The following is a 15,729-nucleotide window of genomic DNA, read 5'->3' on the forward strand; positions in this document are numbered from 1 at the left end:
TAATATGGTATAATTTTTAGGTATTCATGCGCCTATAGCTCAGGGGATAGAGCGCCGGTCTCCGGAACCGGGTGCGCAGGTTCGAATCCTGCTAGGCGCACCAAATAAAAGGCTTCTCGAAATTTCGAGAGGCCTTTTTTGTATGTATTAAGGGGAGAGAAATACATGGCGATATATGCATGAATTAGTTAGAGATAGATAAATACATGAGCTGAGGTGCTGATAAGATTTCGATATAGAGTTTTATATTTAATAATATCGAAATAACATAATAAATGTGATTTGGGTAACACATTTTGTTTTGAGAATGATGTACAATAAGGATAGCTATATGAAAATCTGAACATCCTAGCCGGAACACTAGGACATATAGGGGAGCGTTAAATTACGTAGTGAATTTAACTAAGTGAATATTACTTATATATGTATCAATAGCCCATCCATTTAGGGATGTGGCTATTTAGAGGGGATAATATGACAAATAAAATACAAGAGCTTACCGTCAACGAAGTTTGGCGTGATGAGCAAGACGCATGGAATCATCGTTCCGAGTACTTTGTAGAAATGCACAATCGCGAGGATCGCAAGGCACAGGTCACTGATTTTTTAGCCTTCTTAAAGGATGAAAATTTATTACCTTCATCGAATGGTCGTACACTTGATGTAGGCTGTGGTGTTTGTGACTACGCACTTGGGTTAGCTCGGGAAGGCTATAAGGCGACTGGTATCGATTTATCTGATGGTATGATTCGCGGTGCTAAACAATTGGCAGAGTCAGAAGGTTTAGATCTTAGCTTATATATTGGACCTTGGTCTGATGAAACTCGTCGAGAATTAGGTTGGGATAAAAGCTTTGACTTGGCATATAGTATCTTCTGCCCGATTATGTTTGATGTAGAAAATATTCGCGCCATGCACGATGCAAGTAATGATAAATGTTTATGGATTGCATTTAGCGAACGGAGCGACGAAATGGTAGATATGTTATCTGAACATTTCTTTGGACGTGATTCTTTTCCATGGGATGGTAAGATGAAAGAGTGTTTAGATACTATCCATGAGATGGGGCATAATGTAAAAGTAATTTATAAAACGGTTCCTGAAACAGAGGTTATGTCTCTTGAAAAGGCAGTTAATTATTTTACCATGCGACTTCATAATAATGGATGGGGAGACATGGAAGACATGAAAGAAGAGATTAGAAATCTCATTGAGCCACTAGCTATTGATGGAGAAATCCATAATAAGACTGTTGATAAGGTGGCTTGGGTTTCATGGTCTGTGAAATAGGAGAGAAACATGACAGTTGATGAGAAACGTAAGTTAGAACTAAAAACTATGTACCAGATTATTGGCATCTATTGTCATAATAAGCACCACACTCCTAAAGGACAACTCTGTGAGGAGTGTCAAAAAGTTTGGCAATATGCTGAACATCGTATAGATGTATGTCCTCATATGGAAAGCAAGACCTTCTGCAGCGTGTGTAAAACGCATTGCTATGCGCCTACGTATCGTGAAAAAATACGTGAAATCATGCGCTATGGTGGACCTAGAATGTTATTTATATCACCAATTCAAGTTATTCGCCATATGTATTTAGAGTGGAAGGATAGAAAAAGGAGTCGTACTTCTTATGAAAACTGATATGATTGTAAAGACAGGAATGTTTGTAGCATTGACGGTTTTACTATCTTATATATTTGCTATTCATACTACATTTATACATATTACCTTTGGATTTTTATCAACCGCTATATTTGGTATTCTTTATGGGCCTATGGCAGCAGGTATAATGGCTGCTATTGCCTGTTTTATAGGTATGTCTTTATTTGGACAAGGGGTATTCTTTCCCGGCTTTATCATATCTGAATTTCTTGTAGGCTATGTGTATGGGTATTTTTTACACGGACGTAATGTTACATTTAAACAATTACTTTTACCGGAGACGATTGTTACTGTATGTATACATCTGATATTAAATACAATATGGCTCACAATATTTTATAACAAAGCAGTATCTGCTATATTTATTGGACGTCTTATTAAAAATATCATTTGTTTCCCTTTAGAAATTGCATTGATTTTAATTGTGTATAAAGCAGTCAGTAAGTTTATGGTACAAAAAAAGCCATAATCTTACAGTATACTAAAATGCACCCCTAACATTAGATTATATGTTAGGGGTGCATTATTATTTGTAAATATAGCGTTTTACGCGAGTGCTTTGTCCAATACAGTTTTGATTAAAGATTTTGTTTGGGCATAGCTTTCACCAGGTTGTGCCTCGTATTGTTTGTCGAGGTCGAACCATAAGTTCGGATAGTATTCATATGGGTGAGTTTTGAAGAGCTCATGAGCATCTTGATCTTCAACCCAGTTGATATGAATATCTGCGTATGCAGGATTTTCTGCAACGAGTTCATCGATAGCACGGAATGCATTAGCGCAATAAGGGCAACCGTTTAAATGGAAACCTAATATTTCTTTCATGATATTCAGTCCTTTCAAAATAGAATCTACATATATTTCTATAATTTGAGATTTTATACATATTCATGTACCACAACATATGGTACACTACTGAGTATAACATATCTATATAAGATATTCAATTTTTTAGATATATCAGATGTGAATATTGAGAATTCGATATGCATGCATTATATAAATAAGGAGATACCTATGATTTCAGGCGCACAGTATCTGGTAAAAGCCCTTCAAGAGGAGCAGGTAGAGTTTTTATTTAACTATCCTGGGGCGGCTACTATTGATATCATGGATGAATTATATAAGCAAGATAAGGTAAAAGTGATTTTGCCGCGTCATGAGCAAGCATTGGCCCATGCGGCAGATGGATATGCTCGTAGTACCGGTAAAGTAGGGGTTTGTATGGTAACCTCTGGACCTGGTGCTACAAATCTTGTGACTGGTATTGCTACTGCTTATTCTGATAGTGTTCCTCTCGTTTGTATTACAGGTCAAGTTGACTTGGGTCTGATGGGCAATGATGCGTTCCAAGAAGTAGATACTGTTGGCATTGTACGCAATATCTGTAAATATGCTGTTACCGTTCGTGATCGTAAAGAGCTTGGTCGTATTTTGAAAGAAGCCTTTTATATTGCTCGCACAGGTCGACCAGGTCCTGTGGTTGTGGATATTCCTAAAAATATTCAAAAGGCTATGGGCTCTGATGAGTATCCTACTGAGGTTAATATTCGCGGTTACAAACCAAATACCACTGTTCACGTAGGTCAAGTTAAAAAGGCCTGTTCTATTATTAGTAAAGCTAAAAGGCCTCTATTCCTATTAGGCGGTGGGGTAAGCATTAGTGGTGCTAACGACCTTATGATGGAGTTGGTTAAAAAAACAGGGATTCCTGTAGTAACAACATTGATGGGGAAAGGTGCTATTGATAGCCGTCATCCATTGTATCTTGGTAATGTAGGGATTCATGGTGGCTATGCGCCTAATGTAGCCATAACTGATTGTGACGTGATGATTTCTATTGGTACGCGCTTTAATGATCGTATTACTGGTAAACTAAGTACCTTTGCACAAAATTGTAAGATTATCCATATTGATGTAGATGCGGCGTCTATTTCTAAAAATATTAAGGTTGATATTCCAATCGTAGCAGATGCTAAATTGGCTATAGAAAAAATCTTAGAATATATTGAACCTCACGATCTTGGCGACTGGCCAAAACAATTACAGCAACTTAAGGCAGAGCGCCCTGTCACTCAAGCTGACGAAGAGGGGTTAACACCTCAAACTGTTATCGAGTACATCAATCATCATTATGAACATCCTATCGTTACAACCGATGTGGGTCAAAATCAATTGTGGACTACCCAGTTCCTTGATGTGAAAGGTCAATATCAAATGTTGACGTCTGGTGGCTTAGGGACTATGGGCTATGGTTTCCCTGCTGCATTAGGGACGCAAATGGGAAATCCAGATAAGCGTGTATTTGCCATCTGTGGTGATGGTGGCGTGCAAATGAATATCCAAGAGTTTGCCACTGCTATGCACTACCGTTTGCCTGTGACGCTAATTATTTTAAATAATGGTTTCCTCGGAAATGTACGCCAATGGCAACAATTATTCTACGATAAACGTTACGCTTGTACGAACTTGATGATGGATGAAAGTGCCATTGTTACGCGAGACATAATCGACAATGATGAGTTTGAATATGTACCCGATTTTGTGAAATTGGCAGAAGCTTATGGCGCAAAGGCAATGCGTATTACAAAGGTAGAGGACATCGAAAAAGGATTCCAATTGGCGGATACTTTCAAAGATGGCCCTACATTACTTGAGTTTATCATTCCAACAGAACTCAATGTGTTGCCAATGGTACCAGCAGGTAAGTCTTTAAGTGATATGTTGTTGAAGGATAAAAAATAGGAGGCGCTATGGAAGTACATATGAAAAAACGCTGTATTTCAGCGTATGTAGAAAACCAAATCGGTGTACTAGCTAAGATTTCAGGCCTCTTCGCAGGCAAAAATTATAATCTTGATACATTGACTGTAGGGGAAACTGAAGATTCTACCATGTCTCGTATGACGATTGATCTTACTTGTGACGATTTGACATATGAACAAATCATTAAACAGCTTAATCGCAGTGTAGAGGTGATTAAGGTTATCGACTTTACGGACATGCGAATTACGAAAAAAGAATTACTATTTATCAAGGTCAATAGCTGTAAAGAAGCGGATAAACAAGAAATCTTCCGCATTGCCCAAACCTTTGATCTATTAGTTGTGGATTATAATCGTAAATCTGTACTAGTACAATGTGTAAAGACCGTATCTAAAAATAATGACATGATTGCCTTATTTAAAGATATGTTCGTCAATCGTATTGAAGTTGTACGCGGTGGTAGCGTAGCTATCGAAGCATTATCTACACCTGATAGATAAGGTGTGTACTCTAGCACTTTAAAAGCGATTTAGGTCTATTCAAATATATAATACATGTATTTGAATAGACCTATTTTTTGTGGCTTAAAGCGTGTACAACTTAATATGATATAATATGTATATCGAGCATTATTGATATAGAGACCTTGGTTGTATGCCAAAGTCATTTTATATAGGAGGTACTATGAGCTTATTAGATGATATTTTAGCCCATAATCGAGAATATGTAGAAGATCAAAATACAGGTTATGTAGATACAGATACAAAGTGTAGTAAAATGCCTAGTCGTGAAATGGCAATTGTTACATGTATGGATACACGTCTTGTTAACTTCTTAGAAGATTCCATGGATATTGGGCGCGGTGAAGCGAAAATCGTAAAGACTGCAGGTAACTGTATTACAGGTCCCTTTGATGGCGTTGTACGTAGTTTACTTGTTTGTATTTATGAGCTAGGCGTTAACGAAATCTTTATCATTGGTCATCACGAATGTGGTATGGCAAAAACTACGGCAAAAGATCTAACAGAAAAAATGTTGGCTCGTGGTATTGCACCAGAAGCGATTCATATGATCCGTAAAGAAATGGAACGCTGGGCTGATGGCTTTACACATCCTGCTGAAAATGTAGAGGATACAGTAGACGAATTGCGTATGAATCCTTTGATTCCTAAAGATGTGCCTATTCACGGTCTTATCTTCCATCCTAGAACGGGTGAAATCGAAGTCATTGTTAATGGCTATACACAAATGAAACAATATTACGAAAAGAATTAGAATTATATGAACAAAAAAAGATTAATTATATCCGTACTGACCATTATTGCCTTGATCTGTGCTGTTGTAGGTGGATATGTCTATAAGGATGCCATACAGAGTCGCATAGCTAGAACGGCTGCCGTTGTAAGTGGACAAGATATTAAGCCACTCCTAGATTCTGAAGGCCGTTATATTCGACAAATCGTAGCTCAAGATAACAGCACGAGTCGTACTATTATGTGGCAATCAGATAGCAGTGAAGCTGATGCGGTAATAGAGTATCGTCTTGTTGGATCCGATACGACTCAAACGATAAGAGCTACAGACAAAGCTTTTACCGATGATGGTAGTACTACCTATATCCATGAGGGGACATTAACTGGTTTGGCGCCTAATACTAAATACGAATATCGAGTTGGTTATGGTAGTGATCGTCGCAGTGATTGGTATTCGTTGGAAACTGCTGGCTCCAGTGTGTATGATGTTCTTATCTATCCAGATTCTCAATCTGGTGATTATTCTGCGTGGGAGCAGATTGTTAAGGATTCCGCACATCGCAATCCAAGGACAGCCCTGTATATTAGCATGGGGGACCTTGTAGATAATGGGGAACAAGACTATCAATGGCGCACTTGGTTGAATTCCATCAGACCATTGAGTGCTAATGTGCCGTTAGCAACGACCTTAGGCAATCATGAGATGTATACATTAGATTGGAAAATGCGCGAGCCTTATGCATATTTGAATTACTTCGCAGTACCGCCTAATGGGAATGAAATATTTAATCGCCGTTATTATTCCTATGATTTTGGCGATGTGCATTACGTTGTATTAGATACGATGTTGTATGAAAGTAATCATGAGGATAATCATGATACTCATCATCCTGATTTGTACGATGTAGAGGTTCAGTGGCTACGTCAAGATTTAGCAGCTAATACTAAAAAGTGGACTGTAGTCCTCATGCATCGTGATCCATTCCGATATGCCTTTGACCGACCAGGTGCAAGTCGCGATGTAGGTTTCGATGATGAGGGCGTATTATTTATGCCTATCTTCGATGAGTTTAATGTAGACTTAGTTTTATCTGCTCATTTACATACATACCGCAACCGTGGCCATGTACGAAACTTTGATCGAGACCCATCTGGTCCACTATATATCCTTACAGGTATAGCTGGTGATGCACGACGTCCTAAGTGGAAGCAACATCCCTTAGATGTATATGTAGCACCTCAGCCTGAAACGAATAATTATATGTCTATGACCGTAACACCAAATAAGCTGATTGTAAAATCATTTTTACCTGATGGTACTCAGCTTGACGAATCAGTCATTGAAAAATAAGAGAAAGACACCTCCTTTGGGAGGTGTCTTTTTTGTCTAATAAAAAGCATTAAGCATTTATGAGTAAAGTTAATGTACAATATAACAAATAAAAATACGAAAAATACGTATAAAAACTTGCTTATTATAAAATGTAGTATTATAATACGTACATAGATTATAAAAATACGCTAAATATGTATAAATTATGCATATAGTGTATAAAGGAGATAGAGTAATGAATGCATTACAAGACTTAATAAAAACTTATGCCTCCCAATATAAAGAACAAGTTGTGGAATGGCGTCGACATATTCACAGTCATCCAGAATTGTCGGGTGAAGAAAAAAATACATCTTTATTTATTCAAAAGGTGCTTGGTGAACTAGAAATTCCCTTTGTAAACGATGTTTCCGATTATGCTGTTATCGGTAAGATAGAAGGTGCTCATACAGGCCCTGTTATTGCATTGCGTGCCGATATGGATGCATTACCCATACATGAAATAACAGGCTTGCCCTTTGCTTCACAAAATGAAGGCGTTATGCATGCTTGTGGTCATGATAGCCACATGGCAATCTTGCTTGGTGCAGCAGCGATTTTACAGTCTATTAAAGATCAATTGCACGGCACTGTAAAACTTGTATTCCAGCCTTCCGAAGAGGAAGCATTATTCCCAGGAGCACAAGGTATTGTAGATAGCGGTATCCTTGATGACGTAGATGAAATATATGGACTTCATGTATGGCCACAATTACCCGTTGGCACTGTAGGTCTAAAAAAAGGTAATTTGATGGCTGCATCAGATCACTTCCTCGTACACATTAAAGGGAAAGCTACTCATGGTGCAGAACCTCATAATGGAGTAGACGCAATTGTAGCAGCCGCAAACTGGATTGTAAATGTGGAGTCTATGGTAGCTCGTGAAACGAATCCTATGGAAAATCTTGTATGTACCATAGGTGTTATAAATGGCGGTGATCGATACAATGTAGGCTGTGGCGATGTATATCTAGAAGGTACATGTCGTACCTATGAACCAGAGAAACGTGATTATATTGAGCGACGATTAGGTGAAAGTTTACAGGCCCTCGATGTGATGTTTAAAACGGAAAGCACTTTGGATTATAAAAGGGGACATGGTGCAACTATCAATAATCCAGAGGCCATTGATTATGCCACATCCATTGTAGAGAAATATCTTGGTAAAGACGCAGTGGTACATCCTGAGTTCCCATCTATGGCAGCAGAAGACTTCTCCGCCTATCTTCATAAAATCAAAGGTGCGTTCCTTTGGTTAGGCACTGGCTTTGAAGGCAATCCGGCTTTGCATAATGCAGCTTTCACCATCGATGAAAGCATCCTCGAACCTAGTATAACAATGATGGCAGCTATTGCCGCCGAATATTTACAAGAAAAGTAGTTAAACACATAGTTTGAAATAAGAGGTTATCATGAAAAGTTTACAACATACATCATTTAAAACAATGCTTCAATATACACCAGAGGAAATTAAATACTTTTTAGATTTAGCAGCTAAATTAAAAGCAGATAAAAAAGCGGGTAAGGAAATTAAAACATTAGAAGGTAAAAACTTTGTTCTAATTTTTGAAAAAGACTCAACGCGGACCCGCTGTGCTTTTGAGGTAGGGGCAGCTGACCAAGGTGCTTTTACAACATATCTTGGTCCTACAGGTTCTCAAATGAATAAGAAAGAATCCTTAAAGGACACGGCTCGTGTTCTCGGTTCCATGTATGATGCCATCGAGTTTAGAGGCTTTGACCAAAAGGACGTAGATACATTGGAGGAATACTCTGGTGTGCCAGTTTGGAATGGGCTTACCGATATGGATCATCCTACACAAACATTAGCCAATTTCTTAACACTTCAAGAAAATATCGACAAACCGTTGAATGAAATTTCTTTTGCCTATGTAGGTCATGGTCAATCTAATATGTGCAATGCTTTGATGAGTGGTGCCGTTAAAATGGGGATGGATTTCAGACTTATTGGTCCTAAACAATACTGGCCAGCTGGTCCATTCTACGAAGAGTGCTTAAAGGTGGCTAAAGAAACAGGTGCTACTATCACTTGTACAGATGATGTAGCTGAAGGTGTTAAAGGCTTAGATGTCATTTACACTGGTGTGTGGGTAACGATGGGCGATACTTACGATATGTGGGAGGAACGTATCAATACATTTAAACCGTTCCAAGTAAATGCAGAAATGATGGCATTAACTGGCAATCCCAATACTAAGTTCTGTCACTGTTTACCTGCGTTCCACAACACAGAAACACAAGTAGGTAAAGATATTTATGAACGGTTTGGTATGAATGGCATTGAGGTAGCCGAAGAAGTATTCGAAGGTCCAAACTCATTGGCGTTCCAAGAAGCAGAAAATCGTCTCCACACGATTAAGGCAGTTATGGTTGCTACCTTTGGAGATTATCCATTGAAATAAATTCATCTTCCTAAATGGTGATGTATGGTATCGTTTGTTTTTTATTTATATTGGATAAAGGGCTATATAAATAGGTGTGAGTCACCAATAGGTGAGAATTGAGGTTTATTATGACACCCCATAGAGTATTTATTGTCGGTCATGAAGGCACAACGGGTCTTAGAATTCATGAACGATTATCCGATCGAAAAGATATAGAACTCTTAGCGACTGCTGATGAGGATCGCAAAAATGTAGAGGCCATTAAAGTGGTTGCAAAAAAGGCAGACATCGTATTTCTTTGTTTACCTGATGCGGCATCTAAAGATATTATGGCGGTTATCGGTGACTTGCCGTGCAAGGTAATTGATACATCTACCGCTTTTAGAACTGATTCTGATTGGGCCTATGGTTTTCCAGAACTTGGTATTAATTATAAGACAGCTATTGCTACTAAAAAACATATTGCAAATCCTGGCTGCCATGCAAGTGGTATGATAGCTTGCATAACACCTCTTGTAAAAGCAGGGCTTGTGCCAGCGGATTATCCTTTCACCATTACATCCTTAACAGGCTATAGCGGTGGTGGTAAAAAGATGATTGGTCAATATGAAAGTAGTCCTAAGGACTATTTCCTTTATGCTCCACGTCAATATGGGCTTGGTCAAGAACATAAACATTTACCCGAAGTACAACATGTATGCGGCCTTAGTGAAGCACCAATTTTTATGCCAATCGTTGATGATTACTATTCTGGGATGGAGGTTACCGTAGGTATTCATAGTCGTTTATGTCATAAACCTGTTTGTATTGATAAGGTACAACAAACGTTAGAAGACTTTTACAAAGATAGTACAATCGTTACGGTTGCACCATTTACTGAAAATAGCAATAGCGGTATGTTAAACGCTAACCAATTGAGCAATACGGACAGTATGAAAATCTATGTCACTGGTAACGATGAACGCATCATGGTTCACGCCATTTTCGATAATTTAGGTAAAGGTGCATCGGGTGCCGCCGTTCAATGTATGAATATTGCATTGGGTTTACCAGAGGATACTGGTTTAGTATTAGGTTAGAGAGGAATCTATGAAGAATGTAACAAATGCAATGCGGGCGCATATCTTAACGGCGGCCGTTCCATATATAAAACAATACACAGATCAGTACGTTGTCGTTAAATATGGCGGCAATGCCATGATTGATGAAGAATTAAAAAAATCCGTTATGAAGGACTTACTATTACTCCAATTAGTGGGTGTAAAAGTAGTCCTCGTTCATGGTGGTGGTCCAGCTATTAATAGTACCTTAGAGGCGATGCAAATTGAATCACATTTTGCTAATGGATTACGCGTTACCGATGAAGTAACGATGGATGTTGTACAAATGGTGCTAGCCGGCAAGGTGAATAAAGGGCTCGTGGCGGATTTAACGGATCTTGGTGGCAAAGCTGTTGGCCTTTGTGGCGTAGATGGCAACATGATTCAAGTTCATAAACAAAACGAAGAACTTGGTTACGTAGGTTATATTGATACCATTGATACGAGTATTATCCATGACGTAATTAGCCGTGGCTATATTCCAGTTATTTCTTCTATCGGCATGGGAGCCGATGGCAAGACATATAATATTAATGCGGATACGGTAGCCGCGAAAATTGCAGGTGCCCTCAAGGCGGAAACCATGGTGGCTATGACCAATATTGATGGTGTACTGCGAGATGTGCATGATCCAGATTCTTTAATTTCTAAAATTACGATGGCCGAGGCCGCTCAGTTAAAAGCGGATGGTGTCATTGTAGGCGGTATGATTCCAAAGGTAGATTGCTGCTTAGAAGCCATAGAAGCTGGGGCACAAAAGGTATTTATCATCAATGGTGAAATTCCACATGCCATTCTTATCGAGTTATTAACCGATGAAGGCCTTGGCACAATGTTTGTTGCTTAATATAGTAAACATAATACTGGTAATCATCTATTGGGTATCTTTTACATAGATAGACGACGGCATGACCGTACATTTGGAGGATATAATGAGTAATGCAATCGATTTTGAACAACAAGATAAAGAATATATAGCCAATACGTATGGTCGGTTTAACGTATGCTTTGAAAAAGGGAAGGGTTCTCTCTTATGGGATGTAGAGGGTAAAGAGTATATCGACCTCGGATCTGGTATTGGAGTAACCGCTTTTGGCGTTGACGATGATGAGTGGACTGACGCTATTACTAAGCAGTCTCATGCGTTGAATCATATTTCTAATTTATACTATTCCTTGCCACAAATTGAGCTAGCGAAACAGCTCTGTGCGAAAACGGGGATGAAAAAGGTATTTTTTTCTAACTCTGGTGCGGAGTCTAACGAATGTGCGATTAAGGCAGCGCGTAAATATAGCCATGACAAATACGGCGAAGGGCGTCATATAATTGTTACCTTAGTCAATAGTTTCCACGGTCGTACTATTACCACCTTGTCCGCGACAGGACAAGATGTATTCCATCAACATTTCTTCCCATTTACGGAAGGCTTTATTTATACCCCAGCCAATGATATTGATGCGGCTTTGAAAGCCCTTGCTAATCCAGCTGTTTGTGCCATCATGATGGAACCTATTCAAGGTGAAGGTGGTGTTATGCCATTAGATAAGGAGTTTGTCCAAAGCGTAACAAAATATGCTCATGAACACGATCAACTGGTACTCATCGATGAGGTACAAACTGGTAATGGTCGGACTGGCAGCTTATATGCATACCAACAATTTGGTATCGAACCAGATGTGGTATCTACTGCAAAAGGTTTGGCCGGAGGTCTACCCATGGGTGCCACCTTATTCAATGAAAAGATGCAATATGTATTAAATGCTGGTGCTCATGCTACTACTTTTGGAGGTAATCCAATCTGCGCAGCTGCAGGTAATACTATTATTAGCCGGTTAACTCCTGAACTCCTTGACTCTGTAAAAGCAAAAGGGGAATATGTAAAGGCTACCTTAACTGGTAAAACTGGCATTCTTGGTGTTAGCGGTATGGGCCTTATGCTTGGCATTGAAACTACGGTTGATGCTAAAGCTGTTATAGCTAAATGTCTTGAGAAAGGTGTAGTATGCTTATCTGCTAAAAATAAGGTGCGTCTTTTACCAGCTCTTAATATTCCGCAAGAACAATTAGAAAAAGCTATTGCTATTTTAGCTGATGTAATTGAAGAATTAGCGGCACAGTAAGATTTTGTTTAACTTTCATAAATATTGTTTACTATAGTTATGTAACATTGAACTATGGAAATAAACCGATGATTATATAGACTTTACTCCGTATTCGTGTTACCCTAAAAGAAACAGTCTATATTGGAGGAGTAAATATGAATACAGAATCCTTACGTAATGAAGTATTGGTTCCAGCGGTAGCAAAAACGTTGGACATTGCAGCTAAAGCAAAACCTACAAAAGAAGAAATTATCACAACGGCGAAAATCACCGCTGCTGTGACAGTTGCAACAGCTGTTGTATCCTTAGCGGTACAAGCAGTATTGCGCAACCGATAAGAAACTGAGAAAACGACATGGCGCGCTGCCTGTCGTTTTCTTTTACTTTTACCATGTTATTCCCCTAAATAAGGGGTTTTTCTTGGTGCATGTAGGTTTTGTATTTATAAATTCGGAGACTGTTTAATCGTTATATATTAGCGATGCATATTGATATTAGAGGAGGCGATACGATGCATAGTCGCGATTTAATAGAGCAATATAAAGGCTACGTTCAAAATTGGCGTAGATATTTTCATAAACATCCAGAGCTCAGCAATGAAGAGTTTGAGACGACAAAGACACTCGCTAAAGAACTAGAATCAATGGGCGTAGAGGTTCATGTAGACACAGAACGTGGTATCGGCTTAATCGGCATTATCCATGGTGCTAAACATGGAAAGGCTATCGCGTTGCGTGCCGATATCGATGCACTGCCTGTTCATGAACATAATGCAGTGGACTATAAATCAGAAGTAGAAGGCAAAATGCACGCTTGCGGTCATGATGGACATATGGCTATTTTATTAGGTGCGGCTAAGATGCTAATGTCTATGAAAGACCGTATTGAAGGCGATGTGTATTTAGCATTCCAACCTGCGGAAGAAACTGGAGCAGGGGCTCCGGATTTCATTAAATTTGGCGATTGGTATGATAAGGTAGATGCTATCTTTGGAGGGCATGTGTGGATCGATTTGTCAGCGGGACTCATGTCTGTAGAAGAGGGTCCTCGTATGGCTGCGAGTAGCCAGATTACTATTAATGTAAAAGGCAAACAAGGTCATGGTGCACAGCCTCATCAAGCGATTGATGCTATCGTGGTGGCTAGTGCCATCGTTATGAATTTACAAACCGTGGTTTCTCGCAATGTAAGTGCCCTTGATTCCGTCGTTGTTACGATTGGCAATATTCATTCTGGCTCAGAATGGAATGTCATCCCTGGGGAAGCTTCCCTAGGCGGTACAGTTCGTTTCTTTGATCCAAACCAAGAACAATATATTGTCGATACTATTCGCCGCATTGTAGAACACACTGCAGAGGCCTATGGAGCGACTGCTACATTAGAATATGTAAAAAAAGTGCCCCCTACTATTAATGATCCTGAATCCAGTGAACTGGCAGAACGTGTCGTTATTGATACATTGGGTAAAGACAAGCTTTCTAAGATGCGTAAAGTCATGCCTGGAGAAGATTTTGCCTGGTATTTACAAGATAAACCGGGATGCTTTGCCTTTATTGGTATTCAAAACCCTGATGTAGAAGCTACATACGATCATCATAATAATAGATTTAATATGGATGATACTGTATTATCTGCCGCATCTGCGGTGTATGCGGAATATGCCATTCAGTGGTTAAAAGAAAATAAATAAATTTTAACCCAATAAACCCCTTTACTTTTTTCGTAAAGGGGTTTATTATATTCCAATATTAGTCATATGTAATTAAAATGGTTTCCTGTAATAGTGCATATTTTAGAGCTTTGCGGATAAAAAGGACCTTTCTTCGCCGGACGGTTCTAGAAGCCAGAAAGGATGTAATGAACGATCAAGTTTCTATTTCAACAGCAAATATTCGTGGTGCTTTTGGGGCATTTTTTATCCCCGGTATGTACACAGCTTTATGGGCTGGTTTTGTGCCATATTTAAAAGCAAAACTTAGTATTGGTGAAGATGTATTAGGTTCCATGATTTTGTTGCTCGGTGTAGGTTCTTGTTTATCCATGGCTATAGCAGGTAAGCTTGTAGAAAGCTTTGGGTGTAAGAGAGTCGTTTTGTTAGCTAGCTTTATTGGTATGGTATCTCTTGCCATCGTTACTATGTGTCCTACTATTGCTACAACAACAGTAGCCCTGTTCTTTTTTGGTATTGGTGTAGGCCTTAGTGGTGCTTCTGCTAATTTACAAGCTATCCTAACAGAAAAGGTGAGCAAAAAACATTTAATGGGCGCCTATCACGGTGGCTGGAGCTTAGGTGGTTTTACTGGTGCCGGTGTTTTGCTCGTGCTTTTAAAAATCTTATCGCTGCCTGTTAATGAAAGTATTTGGGGGCTACTCATCGTATTATTTATTGCGATGGTCATAGTTAGCCAATTTATGTTGACCTTTGGTAGTGACCCAAATGCAAAGATTACTAAAAAATCTAAAAGTCCATTGTCCTTCCATCCAATCGCTCTTATTTTTGGTTTATTGTCCTTTGTTTCTTACTTGGTAGAAGGTGCTGTAGGGGATTGGAGTGCATTATATTTATTTGAAGATAAAGGGATTCTTATCGAAGAGGCTGTCATGGGTGTAATGCTCTTTAATGGTACTATGTGTATAGGCCGTTTGCTTGGTAATAGATTAGGTAAACACTTAACATCAAAGCAAGTTGTTGTTGGTGGCTACTTACTTGGCTCTATTGCGATGGGGCTTATCGTGTTCTTGCCAGGTCATGCATCCATGTATACTTACTTATTATTGGGTATTTCATTAGCTATGATAGTACCAAACCTATTCTCTGCAATGGGGGAACAAAATGTCATTCCTATGACACAAGCGGTCGCAACATCCACAATGCTCGGTTATATGGGTATTTTGATGGGACCTGCCTTAATTGGTTTCATTGCGCACGGTACAAGTCTTACAGTAGCATTTATCGTATTGACTACATTGCTTGTTGTAAGTGCAGGTATTGGTAAATACGCATACCATTTAATGAGTAAAGACTGTGGTCTTAGTGAAGAACAAATTTAATAGCCTATAATT

At 39.0% G+C, this 15,729-nt stretch carries 16 protein-coding genes and 1 tRNA gene; 16 read left to right on the forward strand and 1 reads right to left on the reverse strand.

Annotated elements, in window-relative coordinates; all coding sequences use genetic code 11:
- Positions 1 to 28: 28 nt before the first annotated feature.
- The 4 genes from AAAT26_RS00265 to AAAT26_RS00280 all read left to right on the forward strand — a co-directional run bounded on the left by AAAT26_RS00265 (position 29) and on the right by AAAT26_RS00280 (position 2,137).
- Positions 29 to 103, forward strand: a tRNA-Arg gene (locus tag AAAT26_RS00265).
- A 371-nt stretch (positions 104 to 474) separates the two neighbouring features.
- Positions 475 to 1,290 (forward strand): class I SAM-dependent methyltransferase, encoded by an 816-nt coding sequence (locus tag AAAT26_RS00270; RefSeq protein ID WP_004696635.1) that lies wholly within the window; start codon positions 475 to 477, stop codon positions 1,288 to 1,290.
- Between the two features lie 9 nt (positions 1,291 to 1,299).
- Positions 1,300 to 1,647, forward strand: coding sequence for a nitrous oxide-stimulated promoter family protein (locus tag AAAT26_RS00275; protein WP_004696632.1), 348 nt, complete (start codon positions 1,300 to 1,302; stop codon positions 1,645 to 1,647).
- Positions 1,637 to 2,137, forward strand: coding sequence for a folate family ECF transporter S component (locus AAAT26_RS00280; RefSeq protein WP_004696629.1), 501 nt, complete (start codon positions 1,637 to 1,639; stop codon positions 2,135 to 2,137). Before AAAT26_RS00275 ends, AAAT26_RS00280 begins: the two co-directional genes overlap by 11 nt.
- A 77-nt stretch (positions 2,138 to 2,214) precedes the next feature.
- Here the strand turns inward: AAAT26_RS00280 and AAAT26_RS00285 are convergent, their stop codons facing one another.
- Positions 2,215 to 2,493, reverse strand: a complete 279-nt coding sequence (locus AAAT26_RS00285) for a hypothetical protein (protein ID WP_004696628.1) — start codon at positions 2,491 to 2,493, stop codon at positions 2,215 to 2,217.
- Positions 2,494 to 2,685: 192 nt separating this feature from the next.
- Here AAAT26_RS00285 and ilvB point away from each other — a divergent pair, with 192 nt between their 5' ends.
- The 12 genes from ilvB to AAAT26_RS00345 all read left to right on the forward strand — a co-directional run bounded on the left by ilvB (position 2,686) and on the right by AAAT26_RS00345 (position 15,717).
- Entirely contained in the window at positions 2,686 to 4,413 is a 1,728-nt protein-coding gene (gene ilvB, locus AAAT26_RS00290; RefSeq protein WP_349208733.1) for a biosynthetic-type acetolactate synthase large subunit, read from the forward strand.
- An 8-nt stretch (positions 4,414 to 4,421) separates the two neighbouring features.
- On the forward strand, positions 4,422 to 4,934 hold the full coding sequence (gene ilvN, locus AAAT26_RS00295; protein ID WP_004698541.1) for an acetolactate synthase small subunit: 513 nt from the start codon (positions 4,422 to 4,424) through the stop codon (positions 4,932 to 4,934).
- A gap of 184 nt (positions 4,935 to 5,118) precedes the next feature.
- Positions 5,119 to 5,709 (forward strand): beta-class carbonic anhydrase, encoded by a 591-nt coding sequence (locus AAAT26_RS00300; RefSeq protein WP_120055482.1) that lies wholly within the window; start codon positions 5,119 to 5,121, stop codon positions 5,707 to 5,709.
- A 6-nt stretch (positions 5,710 to 5,715) separates the two neighbouring features.
- On the forward strand, positions 5,716 to 7,038 hold the full coding sequence (locus AAAT26_RS00305; protein ID WP_287501439.1) for a fibronectin type III domain-containing protein: 1,323 nt from the start codon (positions 5,716 to 5,718) through the stop codon (positions 7,036 to 7,038).
- A gap of 217 nt (positions 7,039 to 7,255) precedes the next feature.
- Positions 7,256 to 8,440, forward strand: coding sequence for a M20 metallopeptidase family protein (locus AAAT26_RS00310; RefSeq protein WP_287501440.1), 1,185 nt, complete (start codon positions 7,256 to 7,258; stop codon positions 8,438 to 8,440).
- Positions 8,441 to 8,471: 31 nt separating this feature from the next.
- Positions 8,472 to 9,482, forward strand: coding sequence for an ornithine carbamoyltransferase (gene argF, locus AAAT26_RS00315; protein WP_349208735.1), 1,011 nt, complete (start codon positions 8,472 to 8,474; stop codon positions 9,480 to 9,482).
- Between the two features lie 110 nt (positions 9,483 to 9,592).
- The gene (argC, locus tag AAAT26_RS00320; protein WP_349208737.1) at positions 9,593 to 10,543 is read left to right on the forward strand and encodes an N-acetyl-gamma-glutamyl-phosphate reductase; all 951 of its coding nucleotides are present in this window, start codon (positions 9,593 to 9,595) and stop codon (positions 10,541 to 10,543) included.
- A 10-nt stretch (positions 10,544 to 10,553) separates the two neighbouring features.
- The gene (gene argB, locus AAAT26_RS00325) at positions 10,554 to 11,411 is read left to right on the forward strand and encodes an acetylglutamate kinase (protein WP_349208738.1); all 858 of its coding nucleotides are present in this window, start codon (positions 10,554 to 10,556) and stop codon (positions 11,409 to 11,411) included.
- An 85-nt stretch (positions 11,412 to 11,496) separates the two neighbouring features.
- On the forward strand, positions 11,497 to 12,684 hold the full coding sequence (locus AAAT26_RS00330; protein ID WP_349208740.1) for an aspartate aminotransferase family protein: 1,188 nt from the start codon (positions 11,497 to 11,499) through the stop codon (positions 12,682 to 12,684).
- A gap of 137 nt (positions 12,685 to 12,821) precedes the next feature.
- On the forward strand, positions 12,822 to 13,004 hold the full coding sequence (locus AAAT26_RS00335) for a hypothetical protein (RefSeq protein WP_004696604.1): 183 nt from the start codon (positions 12,822 to 12,824) through the stop codon (positions 13,002 to 13,004).
- Positions 13,005 to 13,177: 173 nt separating this feature from the next.
- Positions 13,178 to 14,356 (forward strand): M20 metallopeptidase family protein, encoded by a 1,179-nt coding sequence (locus tag AAAT26_RS00340; protein WP_004696601.1) that lies wholly within the window; start codon positions 13,178 to 13,180, stop codon positions 14,354 to 14,356.
- A 167-nt stretch (positions 14,357 to 14,523) separates the two neighbouring features.
- Positions 14,524 to 15,717: an MFS transporter gene (locus tag AAAT26_RS00345; RefSeq protein WP_004696599.1), complete on the forward strand. Its 1,194-nt coding sequence runs from the start codon at positions 14,524 to 14,526 to the stop codon at positions 15,715 to 15,717.
- Positions 15,718 to 15,729 lie beyond the last annotated feature (12 nt).

The sequence above is a fragment of the Veillonella parvula genome (assembly GCF_040094895.1).
Taxonomy (GTDB): Bacteria; Bacillota; Negativicutes; order Veillonellales; family Veillonellaceae; genus Veillonella; species Veillonella parvula_L.

Bases quoted from the DNA above. Each gene is read 5' to 3' on its own strand.
- AAAT26_RS00270 (WP_004696635.1), top strand. From the start codon at position 475: ATGACAAATAAAATACAAGAGCTTACCGTCAACGAAGTTTGGCGTGAT.
- AAAT26_RS00275 (WP_004696632.1), top strand. From the start codon at position 1,300: ATGACAGTTGATGAGAAACGTAAGTTAGAACTAAAAACTATGTACCAG.
- AAAT26_RS00280 (WP_004696629.1), top strand. From the start codon at position 1,637: ATGAAAACTGATATGATTGTAAAGACAGGAATGTTTGTAGCATTGACG.
- AAAT26_RS00285 (WP_004696628.1), bottom strand. From the start codon at position 2,493: ATGAAAGAAATATTAGGTTTCCATTTAAACGGTTGCCCTTATTGCGCT.
- ilvB (WP_349208733.1), top strand. From the start codon at position 2,686: ATGATTTCAGGCGCACAGTATCTGGTAAAAGCCCTTCAAGAGGAGCAG.
- ilvN (WP_004698541.1), top strand. From the start codon at position 4,422: ATGGAAGTACATATGAAAAAACGCTGTATTTCAGCGTATGTAGAAAAC.
- AAAT26_RS00300 (WP_120055482.1), top strand. From the start codon at position 5,119: ATGAGCTTATTAGATGATATTTTAGCCCATAATCGAGAATATGTAGAA.
- AAAT26_RS00305 (WP_287501439.1), top strand. From the start codon at position 5,716: ATGAACAAAAAAAGATTAATTATATCCGTACTGACCATTATTGCCTTG.
- AAAT26_RS00310 (WP_287501440.1), top strand. From the start codon at position 7,256: ATGAATGCATTACAAGACTTAATAAAAACTTATGCCTCCCAATATAAA.
- argF (WP_349208735.1), top strand. From the start codon at position 8,472: ATGAAAAGTTTACAACATACATCATTTAAAACAATGCTTCAATATACA.
- argC (WP_349208737.1), top strand. From the start codon at position 9,593: ATGACACCCCATAGAGTATTTATTGTCGGTCATGAAGGCACAACGGGT.
- argB (WP_349208738.1), top strand. From the start codon at position 10,554: ATGAAGAATGTAACAAATGCAATGCGGGCGCATATCTTAACGGCGGCC.
- AAAT26_RS00330 (WP_349208740.1), top strand. From the start codon at position 11,497: ATGAGTAATGCAATCGATTTTGAACAACAAGATAAAGAATATATAGCC.
- AAAT26_RS00335 (WP_004696604.1), top strand. From the start codon at position 12,822: ATGAATACAGAATCCTTACGTAATGAAGTATTGGTTCCAGCGGTAGCA.
- AAAT26_RS00340 (WP_004696601.1), top strand. From the start codon at position 13,178: ATGCATAGTCGCGATTTAATAGAGCAATATAAAGGCTACGTTCAAAAT.
- AAAT26_RS00345 (WP_004696599.1), top strand. From the start codon at position 14,524: ATGAACGATCAAGTTTCTATTTCAACAGCAAATATTCGTGGTGCTTTT.